17 protein-coding genes and 1 pseudogene are annotated in these 20,656 nt (G+C 56.5%); 7 read left to right on the top strand and 11 right to left on the bottom strand.

Annotated elements, in window-relative coordinates; all coding sequences use genetic code 11:
- Positions 1-16 precede the first annotated feature (16 nt).
- The 6 genes and pseudogenes from mnmE to KHQ26_RS22630 all read left to right on the top strand — a co-directional run bounded on the left by mnmE (position 17) and on the right by KHQ26_RS22630 (position 5,613).
- Positions 17-1,381, top strand: a complete 1,365-nt coding sequence (gene mnmE / locus KHQ26_RS22655; protein WP_021313053.1) for a tRNA uridine-5-carboxymethylaminomethyl(34) synthesis GTPase MnmE — start codon at positions 17-19, stop codon at positions 1,379-1,381.
- A 119-nt stretch (positions 1,382-1,500) separates the two neighbouring features.
- Complete coding sequence (locus KHQ26_RS22650) at positions 1,501-1,920, top strand: GNAT family N-acetyltransferase (protein WP_004151539.1); 420 nt, start codon at positions 1,501-1,503, stop codon at positions 1,918-1,920.
- A 99-nt stretch (positions 1,921-2,019) separates the two neighbouring features.
- Positions 2,020-3,191: pseudogene (locus KHQ26_RS22645) on the top strand (MFS transporter).
- Positions 3,166-4,125: an HTH-type transcriptional regulator YidZ gene (gene yidZ, locus KHQ26_RS22640; protein WP_032410655.1), complete on the top strand. Its 960-nt coding sequence runs from the start codon at positions 3,166-3,168 to the stop codon at positions 4,123-4,125. Before KHQ26_RS22645 ends, yidZ begins: the two are co-directional and overlap by 26 nt.
- Before the next feature lie 309 nt (positions 4,126-4,434).
- Entirely contained in the window at positions 4,435-5,010 is a 576-nt protein-coding gene (locus KHQ26_RS22635; protein ID WP_004145098.1) for a 4'-phosphopantetheinyl transferase family protein, read from the top strand.
- Positions 5,011-5,046: 36 nt separating this feature from the next.
- Entirely contained in the window at positions 5,047-5,613 is a 567-nt protein-coding gene (locus tag KHQ26_RS22630; protein WP_021313050.1) for an NADPH-dependent FMN reductase, read from the top strand.
- A 45-nt stretch (positions 5,614-5,658) separates the two neighbouring features.
- Here the strand turns inward: KHQ26_RS22630 and KHQ26_RS22625 are convergent, their stop codons facing one another.
- A complete protein-coding gene (locus tag KHQ26_RS22625) occupies positions 5,659-6,996 on the bottom strand; it encodes an NCS2 family permease (protein WP_032436412.1) in 1,338 nt (445 codons plus the stop codon).
- A 169-nt stretch (positions 6,997-7,165) separates the two neighbouring features.
- Between KHQ26_RS22625 and yieH the strand changes: the two genes are divergently transcribed.
- Positions 7,166-7,831, top strand: a complete 666-nt coding sequence (gene yieH, locus KHQ26_RS22620; protein WP_004145102.1) for a 6-phosphogluconate phosphatase — start codon at positions 7,166-7,168, stop codon at positions 7,829-7,831.
- Between the two features lie 79 nt (positions 7,832-7,910).
- Here the strand turns inward: yieH and KHQ26_RS22615 are convergent, their stop codons facing one another.
- From KHQ26_RS22615 to glmU, 10 genes are all read right to left on the bottom strand, one after another.
- Positions 7,911-8,630: a glucosamine-6-phosphate deaminase gene (locus tag KHQ26_RS22615; RefSeq protein WP_004901614.1), complete on the bottom strand. Its 720-nt coding sequence runs from the start codon at positions 8,628-8,630 to the stop codon at positions 7,911-7,913.
- Positions 8,631-8,679: 49 nt separating this feature from the next.
- A complete protein-coding gene (locus tag KHQ26_RS22610; protein ID WP_032410658.1) occupies positions 8,680-9,846 on the bottom strand; it encodes an alpha/beta hydrolase-fold protein in 1,167 nt (388 codons plus the stop codon).
- Between the two features lie 38 nt (positions 9,847-9,884).
- Positions 9,885-11,519, bottom strand: a complete 1,635-nt coding sequence (locus KHQ26_RS22605) for a carbohydrate porin (protein ID WP_032410660.1) — start codon at positions 11,517-11,519, stop codon at positions 9,885-9,887.
- Positions 11,520-11,996: 477 nt separating this feature from the next.
- Positions 11,997-12,722: a phosphate signaling complex protein PhoU gene (phoU, locus tag KHQ26_RS22600; protein ID WP_004145007.1), complete on the bottom strand. Its 726-nt coding sequence runs from the start codon at positions 12,720-12,722 to the stop codon at positions 11,997-11,999.
- 50 nt (positions 12,723-12,772) lie between these two features.
- A complete protein-coding gene (gene pstB, locus KHQ26_RS22595) occupies positions 12,773-13,546 on the bottom strand; it encodes a phosphate ABC transporter ATP-binding protein PstB (protein WP_004145006.1) in 774 nt (257 codons plus the stop codon).
- Positions 13,547-13,593: 47 nt separating this feature from the next.
- Complete coding sequence (gene pstA / locus KHQ26_RS22590) at positions 13,594-14,484, bottom strand: phosphate ABC transporter permease PstA (RefSeq protein WP_004151547.1); 891 nt, start codon at positions 14,482-14,484, stop codon at positions 13,594-13,596.
- On the bottom strand, positions 14,484-15,443 hold the full coding sequence (gene pstC, locus KHQ26_RS22585; RefSeq protein WP_004145004.1) for a phosphate ABC transporter permease PstC: 960 nt from the start codon (positions 15,441-15,443) through the stop codon (positions 14,484-14,486). The genes pstA and pstC overlap by 1 nt, the downstream gene beginning before the upstream one ends.
- 128 nt (positions 15,444-15,571) lie before the next feature.
- A complete protein-coding gene (gene pstS / locus KHQ26_RS22580) occupies positions 15,572-16,612 on the bottom strand; it encodes a phosphate ABC transporter substrate-binding protein PstS (RefSeq protein WP_004150308.1) in 1,041 nt (346 codons plus the stop codon).
- Between the two features lie 336 nt (positions 16,613-16,948).
- A complete protein-coding gene (gene glmS / locus KHQ26_RS22575; protein WP_004150309.1) occupies positions 16,949-18,778 on the bottom strand; it encodes a glutamine--fructose-6-phosphate transaminase (isomerizing) in 1,830 nt (609 codons plus the stop codon).
- 183 nt (positions 18,779-18,961) lie between these two features.
- Positions 18,962-20,332 carry a bifunctional UDP-N-acetylglucosamine diphosphorylase/glucosamine-1-phosphate N-acetyltransferase GlmU gene (gene glmU / locus KHQ26_RS22570; protein ID WP_211777955.1) on the bottom strand — a complete coding sequence of 457 codons (1,371 nt, stop codon included), beginning with the start codon at positions 20,330-20,332 and terminating at the stop codon, positions 18,962-18,964.
- Between the last annotated feature and the right edge of the window lie 324 nt (positions 20,333-20,656).

Raw genomic sequence — 20,656 nt, 5'->3', positions numbered from 1 at the left:
TACATAGAGAGTCACCATGAGCCATAACGACACTATCGTCGCCCAGGCAACCCCTCCGGGACGCGGGGGTGTGGGCATCCTGCGTATCTCCGGCCTTAAGGCGCGCGACGTCGCGCAGGCGGTGCTGGGCAAGCTGCCGAAGCCGCGCTATGCCGACTACCTGCCGTTCAACGACGTTGACGGTACCCCGCTGGATCAGGGGATTGCGCTGTGGTTCCCCGGGCCGAACTCCTTTACCGGGGAAGATGTGCTTGAGCTGCAGGGCCACGGCGGCCCGGTCATTCTCGACCTGCTGCTTAAACGTATTCTGACCCTGCCGGGCCTGCGCATCGCGAGGCCGGGTGAGTTTTCCGAGCGCGCGTTCCTCAACGACAAGCTCGATCTGGCGCAGGCAGAGGCCATCGCCGACCTTATCGACGCCAGTTCAGAGCAGGCGGCGCGCTCGGCGCTGAATTCGCTGCAGGGGGCGTTCTCCGCGCGGGTGAATCATCTTGTGGAAGCGCTCACTCACCTGCGCATCTACGTGGAAGCGGCCATTGACTTCCCGGATGAAGAAATTGATTTCCTTTCCGACGGCAAAATTGAAGCCCAGCTGAACGAGGTGATGGCCGATCTCGACGCCGTCCGCGCGGAAGCTCGTCAGGGCAGCCTGCTGCGCGAAGGGATGAAAGTGGTGATCGCCGGGCGGCCAAATGCCGGTAAATCAAGCCTGCTGAACGCCCTGGCGGGCCGCGAAGCGGCGATCGTCACCGATATCGCCGGTACCACCCGCGACGTGCTACGCGAGCATATCCATATCGACGGCATGCCGCTGCATATCATCGATACCGCAGGCCTGCGCGATGCTAATGACGAAGTGGAACGTATCGGCATCGAGCGCGCCTGGCAGGAGATTGCCCAGGCCGATCGGGTGCTGTTTATGGTCGATGGCACCACCACCAGCGCCGTTGACCCGGCGGAGATCTGGCCAGACTTTATCGAGCGCCTGCCCGCTAAATTGCCGATTACCGTGGTGCGCAATAAAGCCGATGTCACCGGCGAAGCGCTGGGTATCAGTGAAGTAAATGGCCACTCACTTATTCGCCTGTCGGCACGTACCGGCGAAGGCGTGGAGGTGCTACGTAACCACCTCAAGCAGAGCATGGGCTTCGATACCAATATGGAAGGCGGCTTCCTCGCCCGCCGCCGTCACCTGCAGGCCCTGGAAGAGGCGGCGAACCATCTGCAGCAGGGCAAAGCCCAGCTGCTGGGCGCCTGGGCCGGCGAGCTGCTGGCGGAAGAGCTGCGCCTCGCGCAGCAGGCGCTGAGCGAGATCACCGGGGAGTTCACTTCCGACGATCTGCTGGGCCGCATCTTCTCCAGCTTCTGTATCGGTAAGTAACCGTCAGTCCGTAAACGTTCACTCACCCGCATTAACGCCGCGTTAATGCGGGTTTTTTCTTGCCCTTTGCGGCGCAACGTTCTCTACTTTTATCTCCCCCTCTGCCGCGAGACTAAAACATGACCGTTGAATATACCGTGATCGAGAAGGTGCCCTCCGCCGAAGCGTTTTGCCACCTGCGGGTAGCCGCCGGCATGTCGCCGCGCCCCCTGGAAGGCGCCAGAGCCGGACTGCCGCATAGCTGTTATGGCGTACATATCCTCTGGCAGGAGACGCCGATCGCGATGGGACGCATCGTCGGCGACGGCGCGATTAATTTCGATATTGTCGACGTCGCCGTCGATCCGGCTCACCAGGGAAAAGGCCTTGGCCGGCTGGTGATGGAGAAGCTGGTCGCCTGGCTGGACGCTAACGCCTTTGATGGCGCCTACGTTACGCTGGTGGCGGATGTGCCGGAACTGTACGCGAAGTTCGGCTTCGAAAGCGTTCGCCCGGAGAGCGAGGGGATGGCCCGCGTCTGGCGAACCCGCAGTCGTTAGCTCGCATTTCCTGCCAGGAAAAGAGCGTTGTCCAAATGGCAACTCGTCTTACGGCGCGTTCCTCACTATGCTGAACGCCATTCACATCGCGAGGATCCCATGACACGCTTTCTTCTCTGCAGCTTTGCCCTGGTTCTGCTCTACCCCTCCGGCATCGATATGTATCTGGTCGGCCTGCCGCGTATTGCTCAGGACCTGGGGGCCAGCGAGGCGCAATTACATATCGCCTTCTCGGTCTATCTGGCCGGTATGGCCTCCGCGATGCTGTTTGCTGGCCGCATCGCCGACCGCTCGGGGCGTAAGCCTGTCGCTATTGTAGGTGCAGCGATCTTTGTTATCGCCTCCCTGCTCTGCGCCCAGGCGCATACCAGCAGCCACTTCCTCATCGGACGCTTTATCCAGGGGATCGGCGCCGGCAGCTGCTACGTGGTGGCTTTCGCTATCCTGCGCGATACGCTGGACGACCGTCGCCGCGCCAAGGTGCTGTCGTTGCTCAACGGCATCACCTGCATTATCCCCGTCCTGGCGCCGGTGCTTGGCCACCTGATTATGCTGAAATATCCGTGGCAGAGCCTGTTCTACACGATGACCGGCATGGGCGTCATGATCGCTGTGCTGTCGGTCTTTATCCTGCGTGAAACGCGGCCGACGGCGCCTCCGCAGGCAGCGTCACCGCAGCATGACGCTGGCGAATCGCTGTTGAACCGCTTTTTCCTCAGCCGCTTACTCATTACCACCCTCAGCGTGACGGTGATCCTGACCTACGTTAACGTCTCGCCGGTACTAATGATGGAAGAGATGGGGTTCGACCGGGGAACTTACTCAATGGCGATGGCTCTGATGGCGATGATCAGCATGGCGGTCTCCTTCTCAACGCCGTTCGCCCTGTCGCTGTTTAATCCCCGCACCTGACCTCACAGGTGCTGTTTCTGGCGGCAGGCGTGACGCTGAGCCTCGCCACTCGCCAGGCCGTCACCCTGATCGGGCTGGGCATGATTTGCGCCGGCTTCTCCGTTGGGTTCGGCGTCGCGATGAGCCAGGCGCTGGGGCCGTTCACGCTGCGCGCGGGCGTCGCCAGCTCGGTCCTCGGCATCGCGCAGGTGTGCGGTTCATCGCTGTGGATTTGGCTCGCCGCCATCATCGGACTCAGCGCAATGAATATGCTGATCGGGATACTCATTGCCTGTAGCATAGTGAGCCTTGTTTTGTTACTGGTCGTTACCCCGCCGCGGGTTGCGCAATACGATGAAGAAGCCGCTGTCGAGTCTTGATCTTAATTTACTCCTCTGCCTGCAGCTCCTGACCCAGGAGCTCAGCGTTACCCGTACGGCGAAGCGGATGAACGTTTCGCCGTCAGCGGTGAGCAAGTCGCTGGCCAAACTGCGCGCCTGGTTTGACGACCCGCTGTTTGTGAAAACCCCGCTGGGCCTGGCGCCCACGCCGCTGGTCAGCAGCATGGAGCAGGATCTGGCGGACTGGATGCAGATGGGCAACCAAATCCTCGATAAACCGCACCATACCATGCCCAGCGGCCTCAAATTCGAACTGGCGGCGGAAGCGCCGCTGCTGATGATCCTGTTTAACACCCTCTCTCAGCGCATCTATCAGCGCTATCCGCAGGCATTGATTCGTTTGCGCAACTGGGACTACGACTCCCTGGACGCCATCATCCGCGGTGAAGTGGATATCGGCTTCTGCGGACGCGAAAGCCATCCGCAGTCGCGTGAGCTGCTGAGCCTGCTGCCGTGGTATATCGATTTTGAGGTGCTGTTCACCGACCTGCCGCAGGTCTGGCTGCGCGCCGATCATCCGGCGCTCAGGGAAGAGTGGGATCTGGCGGCATTCTTACGCTTTCCGCATATCACTATCTGCTGGGAACAACGCGATACCTGGGCCCTGGACGACGTGCTGCAGGAGCTGGGGTATAAGCGTAACGTGGCGCTGACCGTGCCGGGGTTTGAGCAATCACTTTTTATGGCCGCTCAGCCGCAGCACACCATGCTGGCCACCGCGCCGCGCTACTGTCAGCACTATAATCAGCAGCACCAGCTGCCGCTCGTCTCCCGGCCGCTCCCCTTGGAGGCGCAGCACCTGGAAAAGCTGCGCGTTCCCTTCACCCTGCTATGGCATAAGCGCAACAGCTACAACCCGAAGCTTGTCTGGCTTAGAGATACGCTGAAAGCGCTCTATTCCGGTACGCTTTAAGCCTTGTTTCGTGCCCATAGCACCTTATTTGCGCAAGAATTTGTAAAATTCAAACAAATTCCCTTTTCAATGGGGGATTTCGGCATTAAAACCTGTTAATACCAGGCGATAATAGCGCCCGCAGTTTTATCCAGACCATTACTCACGGAGCGACGTATGGCAACGCATTTTGCAAGAGGGATACTCAGTACCGGGGAGCCGCTATCGACACGTTTGTCAGCGGCCTGTCATCAATCCGCACGTCTTCTCCCGACATATCGCCAGGCTCGCTTTTGCGCGTCGCGCTCGCTGCTTGCCGAGCTGCTGTTTATGCTTTACGGCATCAGCGAGCTGCCTGAAATCATCAACGAAGCCAATGGCCGACCGGTTTTTAGCGATCGCCAACTGCCCCGCTTTTCGATCGCTTATACTGGCAATATCGTTGGTGTTGCCCTCACCACCGAGGGGGATTGTGGCCTCGACATGGAACTGCAGCGCACTGTCCGCAGCCACGACGCCGACCGGCACAATTTCAGCAACAATGAGAATCTGTGGATTAACATACAGCATGACCCGGACGAAGCGCGCAGCCAGCTGGTAGCGCTGCGCCGCAGCGTGCTAAAGCTGACCGGCGAAGCATCAACGCAGCTGCAGCTGCTGCCCGGCTCTGGCCGCCTGCGCACCGCCGGCAGTCAGCCAATCGAAGCGGTATGTGACGCCGAATCGCTGCTGGTATGGTCCATTGCCGCTACCCCGAACATCGGCTCGCTGAAGGTCTGGGAATATGATGCTAAGGGAGGTGACTGGCGCAGCCTGGCAGATGCGCAGCAGCGCGCACGCGAACCGTCAGCCCGCCTGATGCGCTTTACCAGCTTACCCATGGAAAAAACCTTATCCCTCAATTGACCGGTCTTGCCGGCATCATGATCCAAAGGAGCAATCATGTCAGATACCTTGAAAGTGGTTACGTTACTCGGCAGCCTGCGTAAAGGGTCGTTTAATGGAATGGTCGCGCGCACCCTGCCCGGCATCGCGCCAGCGGGCATGGATATCTCCGCGCTGCCGTCGATCGGTGATATCCCGCTGTACGATGCTGATATGCAGGAGGAAGAAGGTTTTCCGCAGCGCGTGCAGGAGATTGCGCAACAGATCCGCGAGGCGGATGGGGTAGTGATAGTCACTCCAGAATATAACTATTCCGTGCCTGGCGGCCTGAAAAACGCCATCGACTGGCTCTCACGTCTGCCGGAACAGCCGCTGGCCGGCAAACCGGTACTGATCCAGACCAGCTCCATGGGCGCTATCGGCGGGGCTCGCTGCCAGTATCATCTGCGCCAGATTCTGGTCTTCCTCGATGCGATGGTCATGAACAAGCCGGAGTTTATGGGCGGCGTCATCCAGAACAAAGTCGATCCGCAGGCGGGTGAAGTGGTCGATCAGAGCACGCTGGACCATCTGCGCGGCCAGCTGACCGCCTTTGGCGACTATATTCGGCGGGTTAAAGCATAAAAAAAGCCCGGCAGCGATGCCGGGCTTTTTCATCATGCGTGCGGATTAATGTGCATCGATAAAGACAATTTTCAGCACGAACAGCAGCGAAACGATAATCACACACGGGCTGAGCTCGCGCAGCCGGCCGGTACCGATCTTCATCACGCAGTAAGAGATAAAGCCCAGGGCGATACCTTCGGTGATCGAGAAGCTAAACGGCATCATCACTGCGGTGATGAACGCAGGCACCGCCTCGGTCAGGTCGCTCCACTTCACGCGCGCGAGGCTGGAGGTCATCAGCACGCCAACGTATATCAGCGCGCCCGCGGCGGCATAGCCAGGAACCATCCCCGCCAGCGGAGAGAGGAAAATAACCAGCAGGAACAGGATACCAACGACAACGGCGGTCAGGCCGGTACGCCCGCCCACGGAAACGCCGGAAGAAGATTCGATATAGGCCGTCACCGACGAGGTACCGATGAAGGAGCCCGCCACCGACGAGACGCTATCGACAAACAGCGCTTGCTTCATGCGCGGGAATTTACCGTTGGCATCCGCGAGACCCGCTTTATCCGTCACGCCAATCAGCGTCCCGGAGGAGTCAAACAGGTTGACCAGCATAAAGGAGAAGATCACGCCGGCCAGGCCCAGGTTCAGGGAGCCCGCCAGATCGACCTGACCAATCACCGAAGCCACGCTCGGCGGCGCCGAGACGATCCCGGTGTAATGCACGTCGCCCAGCATCCAGCCCAGCAGGGTGGCCACAACGATAGAGACCAGTACCGCGGCGTGAATGTTGCGCGACGCCAGAATCGCGATGATAAAGAAGCCCAGCACGCCCAGCAGTACGCTGTGGGAAGTCAAATGACCAATGCTGACCAGCGTTTCCGGATTGGCGACAATCACCCCGGCGTTTTTCAGGCCCATCATGCCGATAAACAGGCCGATACCGCTGGTGATACCTACACGCAGGCTAAGCGGAATATTGGCGATCATCCAGTAACGTACGCGGAAGATGGTCAGCAGCAGCAGGCCCACGGCGCCCCAGAAGATGGCGCCCATGCCCACCTGCCACGGCAGCCCCATCGCCTGCACCACCACAAAGGCGAAAAAGGCGTTCAGGCCCATCGCCGGCGCCAGGGCGACCGGCAGGTTCGCGAACAGACCCATCAGGATACTGCCGAAAGCGGCAATCAGACAGGTGGTCACAAACACGGCGCTGGTATCCATGCCCGCTACGCCAAGAATTTGTGGGTTAACAAAAACGATATACACCATCGTCAGGAACGTGGTGAAACCGGCGATGGCTTCGGTGCGCACCGTGGTGCCGTGCTCGCGCAGCTTAAATACGCGCTCCAGCAGACCCTGGCCAGAAGACTGGCTGGTTTGTTGTTGACTCATTATCGGTTTCCGAACGTAAGGAGGGAAAATTCGAGGCTATCCTATACCAAATTACGGCACCAGGCGCGGTTGTATGGTAATTTTTTTCATTTATTTTGCTTATACGGCAACGATTGCGTCGCGGCATTGAGCATTACGAAAACGTTAAACTTGTTAATATGGAAAGGCTATGACTCAACCAGAAGCAGTATTTTTTGACTGTGACGGCACGCTGGTCGACAGCGAGGTGATTTGCTCCCGCGCCTACGTTCACATGTTTCAGGAATTCGGCATTACGCTGGACCTCGCCGAGATTTTTAAGCGCTTCAAAGGTGTGAAGCTGTACGAAATTATCGACACCATCAACGCTGAGTATGGCGTTAATCTGCAAAAGGCCACCCTGGAGCCGATTTACCGGGCGGAGGTCGCTCGCCTGTTCGATAGCGAGCTGGAGGTGATTCCCGGAGCCCAGGCGCTGCTGGATGCGGTAAGCGTCCCGATGTGCGTGGTTTCCAATGGCCCGGTCAGTAAGATGCAGCACTCGCTCGGACGCACCGGCCTGCTGCGCCATTTCACTGACCGCTTGTACAGCGGCTACGATATTCAGCGCTGGAAGCCCGACCCGGCGCTGATGTTTCATGCGGCAGAGGCCATGCAGGTAAAAGCCGAAAACTGTATTCTGGTGGATGACTCCAGCGCCGGCGCTCAGTCGGGGATTGCCGCCGGCATGGAAGTGTTTTATTTCTGCGCCGATCCGCACAACCAGCCGATCGATCATCCCAAAGTGACGACCTTTACCGATCTGGCAGAGCTGCCGGCATTGTGGCAGGCGCGCGGCTGGGATATCACGCGTTAAGGGCCTGGTGAGCGGCACGTTGGCATCGATGCCCCCCCGCTATGCGTCTGCGTAAGCGGGGAATAGAACTAGCGGCTTTTTATTGCTGCAATTCCGCCGCCGCCGCTTTATCGGCAATAATCACCAGTGAAGGGTGCAATTTGAGCACTGAAGCCGGCACCTGCACGCTGACCGGACCTTCCACCACTTGCTTTAACGCGTGCGCTTTTGCCGCACCGCTGACAATTAGCAATAAATTTTTCGCCGCCATCACGCTTCTCGGCCCCATGGTGACATAGCTGTCTGGTACTGCCGAGATATCCCCGCCCATCTCGCTGTTAGCGATAAGAGCAATCATTTCCCCATGAATCGGCACTTCGACCGTCTGATCATGAAAGCGGGTGGTATTCGGCAGGTTGCCGCAAAAATGGCCGTCGGCCCCCAGCCCCAGCACCATCAGATCCAGACCGCCAGCCTCTTCCAGCTGGCGATCGTGCTGAGCGGCGTTGTCCAGCGTCAGCTTGTGAATGTTCTCTTCTTTGATCTGCGCCGGGGTAAAAAACAGCTGGCGCAAATTAGATATCGTGACGCCTTCTCGCGACTGGCCGCGAAAAGGGATCTCATCGAAGTTGTAATAGTGCACCCGATCATAGAATGCTTTGCCTTTCACGGCGGCGGTCAAATGCTCATACATCCGCTTTGGCGTGCTCCCCGCCGTCACCGCCAGATTCACCCGCCGCGGCGCCGTGATATAGCCCAGAACATGATGGCTGGCGACCAGGCTCATCTCTTCATAATCTTCGGTCACAATCATTTTCATCTTGTCGTCCTTCACAAGCACAAAACGGGGGCTGAAGGCCCCCTAAAGGTTATTTAAACAGTTTTTGCACAAACTCGGCATAGGCCGGGCGCCAGACGTCCATTTCATGGTTCAGGCCGGGATACTGGTGGTAATCAAATTTAATCTGCTGTTTTTCCAGCTCGCTTTTCAGACCAGCAATGTCTTTACCGGTCACAGAATCTTTTTCCCCGACGACCACGGTAAAGTTACGCAGCTGCTTATTGATCGCGTCAGGCTGCTTCAGCTGCGCTTCCACGCCGGCATGCGGCACTGTGGTAGTCGTAACGCCGCTAAAGGTGGCGAGCCAGCCAAAGCTCTCCAGATGATTCATTCCGGAAACCAGCGCCTGATAACCGCCCTGCGAGAGGCCCGCCAGCGCCCGACCGTCGGCATCGTTACGCACGTTAAATCGGGCATCGATCAGCGGAATAATATCCTGCATGAGCTCTTTATCCGCCGCCTGCGCATTAAGTGGATAGAAGGTTTTGCGCCGCTCCTGCGGCGGGAAGTTTTCCGCGACCGCTTCCGGGATATCGGTTTCGGTATCCGGGACCACCACCAGCATCGGCTTAATCTTGCCCTCCGCCAGCAGGTTATCCATGATTTGCGGGATCCGCCCCTGATCGATGGCCGACAGGCCGCTGTCGCCAAAGCCATGATAGAAATAGAGCACCGGCAGCGGATCGCCGGTTCCGCTATAGCCCGGCGGCGTCCAGACATAGAGACGACGTTCGGCGTTCAGAGCCTTCGAGTGATAGGTGAGGGTGCGCAGATCGCCATGCGCAACCTCCCGATCGTCAAGAATACTGCCCGGCACCAGAATCAAACTGGTGTTCACCTGGCGCTGCGGCTTCTGATAGCGGCTGCCGGTATCTACCGAGCGGAAGCCATCCACATCGAAATAGTATTCATAGAGATTGGGCTTCATCGGCTCGCTTTTCCATGTCCAGACTCCGTCCGCTGCCTTGGTCATGTCGTGCGAGACAAAGGAGTCCGGCGTGGCGCCAGTCACTATCGAGACCCGCCGGGCATCAGGGGCAAACAAGCGGTAAGTGATACTCTTATCCGCGTTAACCTGGGTGATAAAGTGGCTCACCGGCAGGCTTGGGTCCGGCATCGCGGGTAATGGCGCCGCCTGGAGGGTAAACGCCGCGCCCGCCAGCGCCAGGGCGAAATAAATTGCATGTCGTTTCATCGTTGTTCCTCTTTCGTTGTGTCCGCTCAGTTATCGTCTCACCACCAGATTTCCGCCTGCGCCCCCACGGCAAACTGATCGTTCTTCCCGTCTTCAAAAATGCTGGTGGTATTATTCGCGGCCTTATCCAGGTCAATATCCTTCGCTTTAATATAGGTGGCATAGAAACGAATTTCCGGGCGCGAGGTCAGCATACTGGTATTGACTTTGAAGGTATGGAACAGCGTGGTCTTGTAGCCGGACTCGTTATATTTCTTGCCGGTAACATCTTTGTTTTGCTGTTTGAAGTACCCCAACTCGACGCCGGTCTGGTTATATTTATCCCAGATATAAGCCGGTCGCAGAACCGTACGGATAGATTCAAAATCGGAGTGGGCCCCGGTTTCGTAGCTATAGACGTCGTTACCAAAAGAGTAGACGATGGCATTCGCCATAATAACGTCATCGCGTAAATAGGTTTCCCCCTGCGAGGTTAAGCGCACGGCGGTGCCATTGGTATGATCGCCATAATAGCGGCCATTAAAGGTGGTATAGGGGCTGGATCCGGCATAGCGTGAGAAGCTGCTGGCAATAGAGTTATTGGCCAGTAAGAAAGAGAATTCGTTAAAGCCGCCGTTAGCAAATTTCTGCGTTAAAGAGGTACCAGCCATCCAGGTATCTTTCCACGGATAATAACCTTCATTGCCCTTTTTATATTTCTCAGAGGAACTTTGGTTGGCGGCGACATAGCGTCCGCTAACCATCAGGCTGGCTTTATCCCACAGCGGAATCTCTTTGTAACGAACGTCCAGGGTGTTGGTGTTAATTTGCTGCTTATTGCTTAAAGAACGGTCATAATCATCGACATCTTCGCGAATCAACGCGATATCGAATTTCCCGGCGCCCACCTGCCAGTTTTCCAGCCCTACGCCGGCCGCCGCATCGGTTCTCTGCGTTTTCCAGTCCAGCATCTGGATTTCAATTTTTGGCGCCCCGTGTTTGCCGACCCAGAAATCGGCTTCCGGCGCAAACGGCAGGAACCCTTTGGTGTTAACATACATATCCGAGAATTGAATGTAGTTTTCGCCGCCGGCATTGTCACCAAACCAGCCAGTGGAATACTGCTGGCCGACGTTCCCGTCGAGCATCACGATGGCGTCGACGCGTTTATCGCCTTCCTGAAACACCCGCTGCTTCAGCTGCAGATCGAACCAGCCGGAATATTCATTGCCCAGGCGGCCAAGCGAACCGATCGCCCATGATTTTGGCGAGCCGTGCGAGGCGGTCCCCCAGCCGGAACGGAAGTAGCCGTTATAGCTAAAGCCAATTTCATCTTTCACGAACTTGCTAAAGTCTTTCAGCGTCATCGCGCTGTAGGCTGGCGCGCCATCGGTGACAGGTTGTTGATTTTTAACCAGCACCGCATCCGGTTTAACCGCCGTTTTCGGCCCGGCGGTCGCCCCCCCGGTCTTGCGCTTCTGACCTTCCGCAGGAGGAGACCATGAGGCCCAAATCTGGTCTCTTTTTCTTTCCTGGTCCTGATATTTTTTGAGCTCTTTTTGCGTGTCTTTGAGCGCTTTTTCCAGCAGCTCAAGCCGTTGTTCCACCGTCAACTGGCTCGCTAGCAGATTAGTTGAATAACAAAGTGGCGCCAGCAAGACTATCGCCGAAGCGATCCTGTTTTTTCTCATCATAATATTCCCTTATATAATCATTGGCGTAAATAAAACACGACAACAACCCTATTCCGTGCCGGTGCTAATAGCCGTATCCATACCGTTTGACGTCGCGGCGGCTGTTATTTTTGCGGTTAGACAAAAACAAAAAAACCTGAAGAAGACCATCTGCCTTGGCAGATAATCCTCTTCAGGTTTTGCCCGCGCATCGCGGTAGCAACCCTCATTCAGCCATTATTGGCCCGTATAAAACAAAAAACCTGATATCGCCCCCAGGAGCAATATCAGGTTTTGCCTGCTGTCGCAGTCACAATCCGTTTAAACCATCCTGAGCGTTAAAACTCAGTGAGTGGCAGCTGATTGTTACGCGATAAAATGAATAACTCAAACGGGCAGATTGTTAATTGTGACGATAATCTCAGCAATCTCGCTGCCGCGGGGTAAAACATATCTAATTCTGATAAATCCATTTACCAGAATTAGACAGAATGATTATTACTCTTTCGGATCTTTGCCAGCGAGCAGTTTATCCAGCTCATCGCCGCCAACGTGACGGAAATCCTGACCTTTGACGAAGTAGAAAATATATTCGCAGATATTCTGGCAGCGGTCGCCGATACGCTCGATGGAGCGCGCGCAGAACAGCGCGGTCAGGACGCTGGGGATAGTGCGCGAGTCTTCCATCATGTAGGTCATCAGCTGACGCACGATGCCTTCATACTCCTGGTCGACTTTCTTATCTTCGCGATAGATACGTACCGCTTCGTCGAGATCCATACGCGCAAACGCATCCAGTACGTCATGCAGCATCTGCACCGTGTGGCGGCCCAGCGATTCGAGGCTCACCAGCAGCGGCTGGTGCTGCTGGGAAAACTTCTCCAGCGCGGTGCGGCAGATTTTATCCGCCACGTCGCCAATGCGTTCCAGCTCAGCGATAGTCTTGATGATCGCCATCACCAGGCGCAGGTCGCTGGCGGTCGGCTGGCGCTTGGCGATGATGCGCACGCACGCTTCATCGATAGCCACTTCCATCATGTTGACCTGCTTGTCGCCGTCGATGACGCGTTTCGCCAGATCGCTGTCCTGGTTATGCATGGCGGTGATGGCATCAGAGAGCTGCTGTTCCACCAGCCCACCCATGGTCATCACCTGGGTGCGGATATACTCCAGTTCAGCGTTGAACTGGCCGGAAATATGTTTGTTAAGATTTAGGTTGTCCATGGTGTCTCCTGATTGCCCAACTGGTGAGAGCCTGAAAGCACAAGGGCAAATCAACCGTAGCGGCCAGTAATATAATCTTCAGTTTGTTTCTTCGCGGGCTTAGTGAACAGGTCATCCGTGTTGCTGAACTCAATCAGCTCGCCAAGATACATAAATGCCGTATGGTCGGAGCAACGCGCAGCCTGCTGCATGTTGTGAGTCACGATAACGACGGTGTAGTCCTGTTTCAGCTCGGTGATCAGCTCTTCGATACGCCCGGTGGAGATCGGGTCCAGCGCGGAGCACGGCTCATCAAGCAGCAGCACTTCCGGGCGGATCGCGATACCGCGGGCAATGCACAGACGCTGCTGCTGACCACCGGAGAGAGAATACCCGCTCTGGTGCAGTTTATCTTTGGTTTCGTTCCATAATGCGGCTTTGGTCAGCGCCCACTGCACGCGCTCGTCCATATCGGCACGGGACAGCTTTTCAAACAGGCGCACGCCGAAGGCGATATTGTCGTATATGGACATTGGGAACGGCGTTGGTTTCTGGAACACCATGCCAACCTTAGCGCGCAGCAGGGCGATATCCTGGGTGTTAGTCAGAATGTTGTCGCCATCCAGCAGGATCTCACCTTCCGCGCGCTGCTCCGGATACAGTTCAAACATCTTGTTGAACGTGCGCAGCAGGGTGGATTTACCACAGCCTGACGGACCGATAAACGCCGTCACCTGGTTTTTGGTGATATCCAGGTTGATGTTCTTCAGGGCATGGAATTTGCCGTAGTAGAAGTTCAGGTTACGAACTGAAATCTTACCCGGAGCTGTATTCACCATACTCATCTCAATCTCTTCCTCATTCAGCGCAGCAGTTGCTGCGCTGCAAAAAATTAACCGTGTTTCTTCTTGGCGAAGATAACGCGCGCCAGGATGTTCAGCAGCAAGACGCACAGGGTGATAATCAATACCCCGGCCCATGCCAGTTGCTGCCACTCCGCAAACGGACTCATGGCAAATTTGAAAATGGTCACCGGCAGGTTGGCAATCGGCTGCATCATGTCGGTGCTCCAGAACTGGTTGGACAGCGCGGTGAACAGCAGCGGCGCCGTTTCCCCGGCGATACGGGCGATAGCCAGCAGGATCCCGGTCATAATCCCTGAGACGGAGGCTTTCAGGGTGATCGCCGAGATCATCTTCCACTTCGGCGTCCCCAGCGCATAGGCCGCTTCACGCAGGCTATCCGGCACCAGCTTCAGCATGTTTTCGGTGGTACGAATAACGATAGGCACCTGCAGCAGCGCCAGCGCGATAACGCCCGCCCAGCCCGAGAAGTGCTGCATCTGCGCCACCACAATGGTGTAGACGAACAGACCCACCACGATAGACGGCGCGGAAAGCAGAATGTCATTGATAAAGCGGATGATTTCCGCCAGCACCGACTTGCGGCCATACTCCGCCAGATAAATTCCGGCGAGGATACCCAGCGGCGTACCAAATACTGTTGCCCACAGGATCAGCAGGCCGCTGCCGGCGAGGGCGTTAGCCAGTCCACCGCCCGCCGTATTCGGCGGCGGCGTCATTTCGGTGAACAGCGCCAGACTCATGCCGTCGAAACCGCGGGTTATCGTCGCCATCAGGATCCAGATAAGCCAGAACAAACCAAACGCCATGGTCGCCATCGACAGCGCCAGAGCGATACGGTTCTTCATGCGGCGTTTGGCCTGCATCTTGCGACGGGACTCCGCCAGTTCGGCGGTAGTTTGCAATTCAATGGTCGCCATTAGCGTGCCCCCTCATTCTTCGCGAGGCGCATAATCATAAACTTCGACGCGGCCAGAACGATAAAGGTGATAACGAACAGGATCAGGCCCAGCTCCATCAGCGCCGCCACGTGCAGGCCGGTTTCCGCTTCGGCGAACTCATTAGCCAGCGCGGAGGTAATACTGTTCCCCGGCATATACAACGAGATGCTGTCGAGCTGGTAGGTGTTGCCGATGATAAAGGTGACCGCCATGGTTTCACCCAGCGCGCGGCCCAGACCGAGCATCACCCCGCCGATCACCCCGTTTTTAGTGAACGGTAAAACGATGCGCCAGATCACCTCCCAGGTGGTGCAGCCGATGCCATAGGCCGACTCTTTCATCATCACCGGGGTCTGCTCGAAAACATCGCGCATGACCGCGGCGATGTAAGGGATGATCATGATGGCCAGAATGACGCCAGCGGCGAGAATACCGATACCAAAAGCCGGGCCGGCAAACAGCGCGCCGACGAACGGGATGGTCGACAGGACGTTGCCGACCGGTTCCTGGAAGTAAGTCGCAAACAGCGGGGCGAAAATAAACAGGCCCCACATGCCGTACACGATGCTCGGGATTGCCGCCAGCAGCTCAATCGCAATGCCCAGCGGACGCTTGAGCCAGGCGGGGGACAATTCTGTCAGAAACAGCGCGATGCCGAAGCTCACCGGAACGGCGATCAGCAGCGCGATAAAAGAGGTGACCAGGGTTCCGTAAATCGGGACCAGCGCGCCGAAGATCTCGTTAGGCGCATCCCACTCTTTGGTCCACAAAAAGGCAAAGCCAAACTTTTGAATGCTCGGCCAGGAAGAAATGATCAGGGAAACGATGATGCCGCCCAGCATCAATAGCACAATCAGCGCAGCCAGTTTTACCAGCGCACTGAAAATCATGTCACCCTTTTTCCCCGGAGGGGTAAATGCAGGCTTGGTTGCAGCCATAGATTACTCTTTACGTATTAAAACTTGTTCGAATAAATGCCCGGTGGCGTTGGCTCCCGGGCCTACAGTCTGAACCGTAGGGCGGGCAGCGCCTGAACGCCCCCGCCATCTTCGTCAAAAATCTACTGTTAGTACAGCGCTTTACCGCTGCTGTCTTTGACGTTGGTTTTCCATGCCGCGCGAACCTGCTCTACCACGCTTTCCGGCAGCGTCGCGTAATCCAGCGCATTCGCTTCTTTCCCGCCGTTTTTATACGCCCAGTCGAAGAACTTCAGCACTTCAGCGGTCTGTTCCGGCTTGTTCGTCGCCTTATGCACCAGGATGAAGGTGGTTGAGGTGATCGGCCATGCATTCTCGCCTTTCTGGTTGGTCAGGTCCTGAGCGAAAGACTTGCTCCAGTCAACGCCTTTTGCGGCGTTAGCGAAGTTGTCTTCAGTCGGGCTAACCGGCTTGCCGTCGGCAGAGACCAGTTTGGTGTAGGCCAGGTTGTTTTGCTTAGCGTAAGCGTATTCGACGTAACCAATCGAGCCCGGCAGACGCTGAACAAAGGCGGCGATACCATCGTTGCCTTTACCGCCCAGACCGGTTGGCCAGTTTACGGTAGAGCCGGCGCCGATTTTCGATTTCCACTCTTCATTCACTTTGGACAGGTAGCTGGTGAAAACGAAGGAGGTACCTGAACCATCGGCGCGGCGGACCACGGCGATGTTCTGCGACGGCAGCTTCAGGCCCGGGTTGAGCTTAGCGATCGCTTCGTCATCCCATTTTTTAATTTTACCCAGGTAGATATCACCGAGGGTTTTGCCATCCAGCACCAGTTCGCCGGATTTCACGCCAGGCAGGTTAACCGCCAATACCACGCCGCCAATCACGGTGGGGAACTGGAACAGACCTTCCTGGGTCAGTTTGTCATCAGCCAGCGGAGCATCAGAAGCACCGAAATCAACGGTGTTGGCAATAATCTGCTTAACGCCACCAGAGGAACCAATACCCTGGTAGTTCACTTTATTGCCGGTTTCTTTCTGATAGGTATCAGCCCATTTGGCATACACCGGCGCAGGGAAAGTTGCGCCTGCGCCAGTCAGGCTTGCTGCTGCGAAGGCAGAGAAAGCGCTCATCGATAAGGTCGCGGCGACAACTGTTGCGACGGTGGTACGCATAACGTTCATAATGTCTCCTGCTGGGATTCGTAAATCATTGTTTCGAGGCTATGGTGAGCAAAATAGGTCAAAGAGGTGACAGTAAAATGTACGAATTATGACAGTTTTATGACAGGCCGGGAGAGTGGATTTTACGCCAAATAATACGCTTATAACTCAGATGGTTATCTCTAATCATGACCGTGGAATGACAAAATAATTTTCTTTTTATGACGGCGAAATCGGACCGTAAAACGATCGTTTGTCATCTACCGCCAGCCAAAATATTACGCACGTAATCGGTGGAAAACAGCAGGTGCAAATAAAAAGGGCCGCCGTCGGCAGCCCTTTGCAAGATAGGATGCTTTACTCAACCGTTACCGATTTCGCCAGGTTACGCGGCTGGTCAACGTCAGTGCCTTTGATCAGCGCGACGTGATAAGCCAACAGCTGCAGCGGAACCGTATAGAAGATAGGGGCGATGGTCTCTTCCACATGCGGCATCTCAATGATGTGCATGTTATCGCTACCGTTGAAGCCGGCTTCACCGTCGGCGAAGACGTATAGTTCACCGCCGCGGGCACGAACCTCTTCGATGTTGGATTTCAGTTTTTCCAGCAGTTCGTTGTTCGGCGCCACCACAATCACCGGCATTTCCGCATCAATCAGCGCCAGTGGGCCGTGCTTAAGCTCGCCCGCCGCATAGGCTTCCGCGTGAATGTAGGAGATCTCTTTCAGCTTCAGCGCCCCTTCCATAGCGATCGGATACTGATCGCCACGGCCAAGGAACAGCGCATGGTGCTTATCAGAGAAGCGCTCTGCCAGCTGCTCAATACGCTTGTCCTGGGAGAGCATCTGCTCGATACGGTTCGGCAGAGCCTGAAGGCCGTGCACGATATCATGCTCGATAGACGCATCCTGACCTTTCAGTCGCGCCAGTTTCGCCACCAGCATCAACAGCACGGTTAGCTGAGTGGTAAAGGCTTTGGTCGAGGCCACGCCGATTTCCGTTCCGGCTTTGGTCATCAGCGCCAGATCGGACTCGCGCACCAGCGACGAGCCCGGCACGTTGCAGATGGCCAGCGAGCCGAGATAGCCCAGCTCTTTCGACAGACGCAGCGCCGCCAGGGTATCGGCAGTTTCACCGGACTGGGAGAGGGTGATCATCAGGCTATTGCGACGCACCGCGGACTTGCGATAGCGGAATTCGGAGGCGATTTCCACATCGCACGGGACGCCGGCTAACGCTTCGAACCAGTAGCGGGAGACCATCCCGGAGTTATAGGAAGTCCCGCAGGCAACTATCTGAATATGTTCAACCTGAGCCAGCATTTCATTGGCGTTGGGCCCCAGTTCGCTGAGATCCACTTCGCCATGGCTGATGCGCCCGGTCAGGGTGTTCTTAATCGCGTTCGGCTGCTCGAAAATCTCTTTCTGCATATAGTGGCGGTAGATACCTTTATCGCCAGCGTCATACTGCAGATTGGATTCGATCTCCTGGCGCTTCACTTGCGCAGCGGACTTATCAAAAATCACCACCGAACGGCGAGTCACTTCCGCGATATCGCCCTCTTCGAGGAAGATAAAGCGGCGGGTAACCGGCAGCAATGCCAGCTGGTCGGAGGCGATAAAGTTTTCACCCATCCCCAGGCCAATCACCAGCGGGCTACCGGAGCGGGCCGCCAGCAGAGTTCCCGGGTCACGGGTATCCATGATCACCGTACCGTAAGCGCCGCGCAGCTGCGGGATAGCGCGCAGGACGGCTTCACGCAAGGTACCGCCTTGTTCCAGCTCCCAGTGCACCAGATGGGCAATAACTTCGGTATCGGTCTCGGTGACGAAGACATAGCCGCGAGACTGCAGCAGGGCGCGCAGCGGCTCATGGTTTTCGATGATCCCGTTATGGACCACCACAATGTGTTCAGAAACATGCGGATGCGCATTGCTCTCAGACGGTTCGCCGTGCGTCGCCCAACGAGTATGGGCGATCCCGGTACCACCGTGTAACGGTTGCTCTTCTACCGCCTGAGCCAGCATCTGAACTTTACCCAGGCGACGCACGCGGGTCATATGACCTTCGCTGTCGACCACTGCCAGACCGGCAGAGTCATAGCCACGGTATTCCAGACGACGTAAACCTTCGAGAAGGATTTCAGCAATATCACGCTGCGCGACTGCGCCAACAATTCCACACATAGTTAAATTTCCTGATAATGGCGATATGCCATGCGTTGTCGCTGACCTGTATTTGCCCGTTTTCCGGGCGCCCCGAGCCTTGTAGAGAGTGGGGTTATTGTTATGGTACTGCCTGCGGACGGGGATCTATGTTGACCCTCTCATCCTGGTTCGCCGGGAAAATTTCCCCGGCGATAATCCAAATTATTTCTTCTTCACCGGACGCTGCCAGCCCTGTTTGTGGACCTGCTGTACGCGGCTCAACACCAGCTCATTATCGGCGATATTGCGCGTGACGGTGGTGCCGGCGGCGATCGTGACGCCGTTGCCTACCGTGACCGGGGCCACCAGCTGAGTATCCGAGCCGACAAAGACATCATCGCCAATAATCGTTTTATGCTTGTTCGCACCATCGTAGTTGCAGGTGATGGTGCCCGCGCCGATATTGACGTTATCGCCAATCTCCGCATCGCCCAGATAGGTCAGATGACCCGCCTTGGAGCCTTTCCCGAGACGCGCTTTTTTCATTTCCACGAAGTTACCAACGTGGGCGCCTTCCAGCAGTTCGGCGCCCGGGCGCAGACGGGCAAATGGACCGATGGTGCAGGCCGCCTGCAGCTGGGCATCTTCCACCACGCTGTAGGGGCTAATTTCGCAGTCATCGCCGATGGTGCTGTTTTTGATCACGCAGCCGGCGCCGATTTTCACTCGATCGCCCAGCACCACGTTGCCTTCCAGAATAACGTTAGTATCGATCTCTACATCGCGCCCGTGCTGCAGCGTACCGCGCAGATCGAAACGCGCCGGATCGCGCAGCATCACGCCCGCCAGCAGCAGCTTTTCCGCCTGCTCCGCCTGGTAGACGCGCTCCAGGCGCGCAAGCTGCAGGCGGTTGTTGACGCCTTCGACTTCGCTCAGGCGCTGCGGATGCACTGCGACGATCTGGTGTCCTTCCTGGTGCGCCATGGCGATGATATCGGTGATGTAGTATTCGCCCTGAGCGTTGTTATTGGTGAGTTTCGCCAGCCAGCGCTTTAGATCCGCTCCGCCGGCGATCAGGATCCCGGTGTTGATTTCCTGGATCTGGCGCTGGGCCTCGCTGGCATCTTTGTGCTCAACGATGCCCGTCACCTGGCCATTTTCACGGGTAATGCGGCCATAGCCGGTTGGGTCATCCAGCTTCACCGTTAACAGACCAATCCCACCCTGTGGTTTCGCGGCGCGCAGGCGCTGTAGCGTCTCAACGGAGATCAGCGGCACGTCGCCATAGAGCATCAGGATGTCTTCATCATCATTGAAGAATGGCGCCGCCTGCTGCATAGCGTGCCCGGTTCCGAGCTGCTCGGCCTGCAGCACCCAGTTCAGGTTGTCTTCATGCAGAGTCTGACGCAGCAGATCGCCGCCGTGGCCGTATACCAGGTGTACCGCATATGCGCCTAAATCGTTAGCGGCATCAATGACATGCTGCACCATTGGCTTCCCGGCCAGGGTATGCAGCACCTTAGGAAGATCGGAATACATGCGGGTCCCTTTGCCTGCAGCAAGGATAACCACGCTCATCGCACTATTTGACATACTCATCCTGACGGTAGTTAGAACGAAAAGTAAAAGCCTTTCACGTTGAAATTTCTACATATTTTTCATCATAAAACGAGACGTGGAGAAAACGTCCAGGCTCACTGTTTTACCCCATTTTATGACGCTATTTTTAACCACTGCAAATCAGTTTAACGCTGAAAAAGGAGGGCGGGGTGGAGAATCATTAACTATCTCACTGCTTTTGCTGTTTTTTCGCCACCTGAATAAAGCCGCAGCGGCAGGCGTTTATCAGCACCCACAGCGGGAAGAACCAGGATAAATATTCGCCAGTCGCTGGCGGGGGAGGGCGGTAAAGTGATG

The organism is Klebsiella sp. 10, from assembly GCF_018223925.1.
Lineage (GTDB): Bacteria > Pseudomonadota > Gammaproteobacteria > Enterobacterales > Enterobacteriaceae > Klebsiella > Klebsiella pneumoniae.
This window is presented reverse-complemented; position numbering and strand designations above follow the sequence as displayed.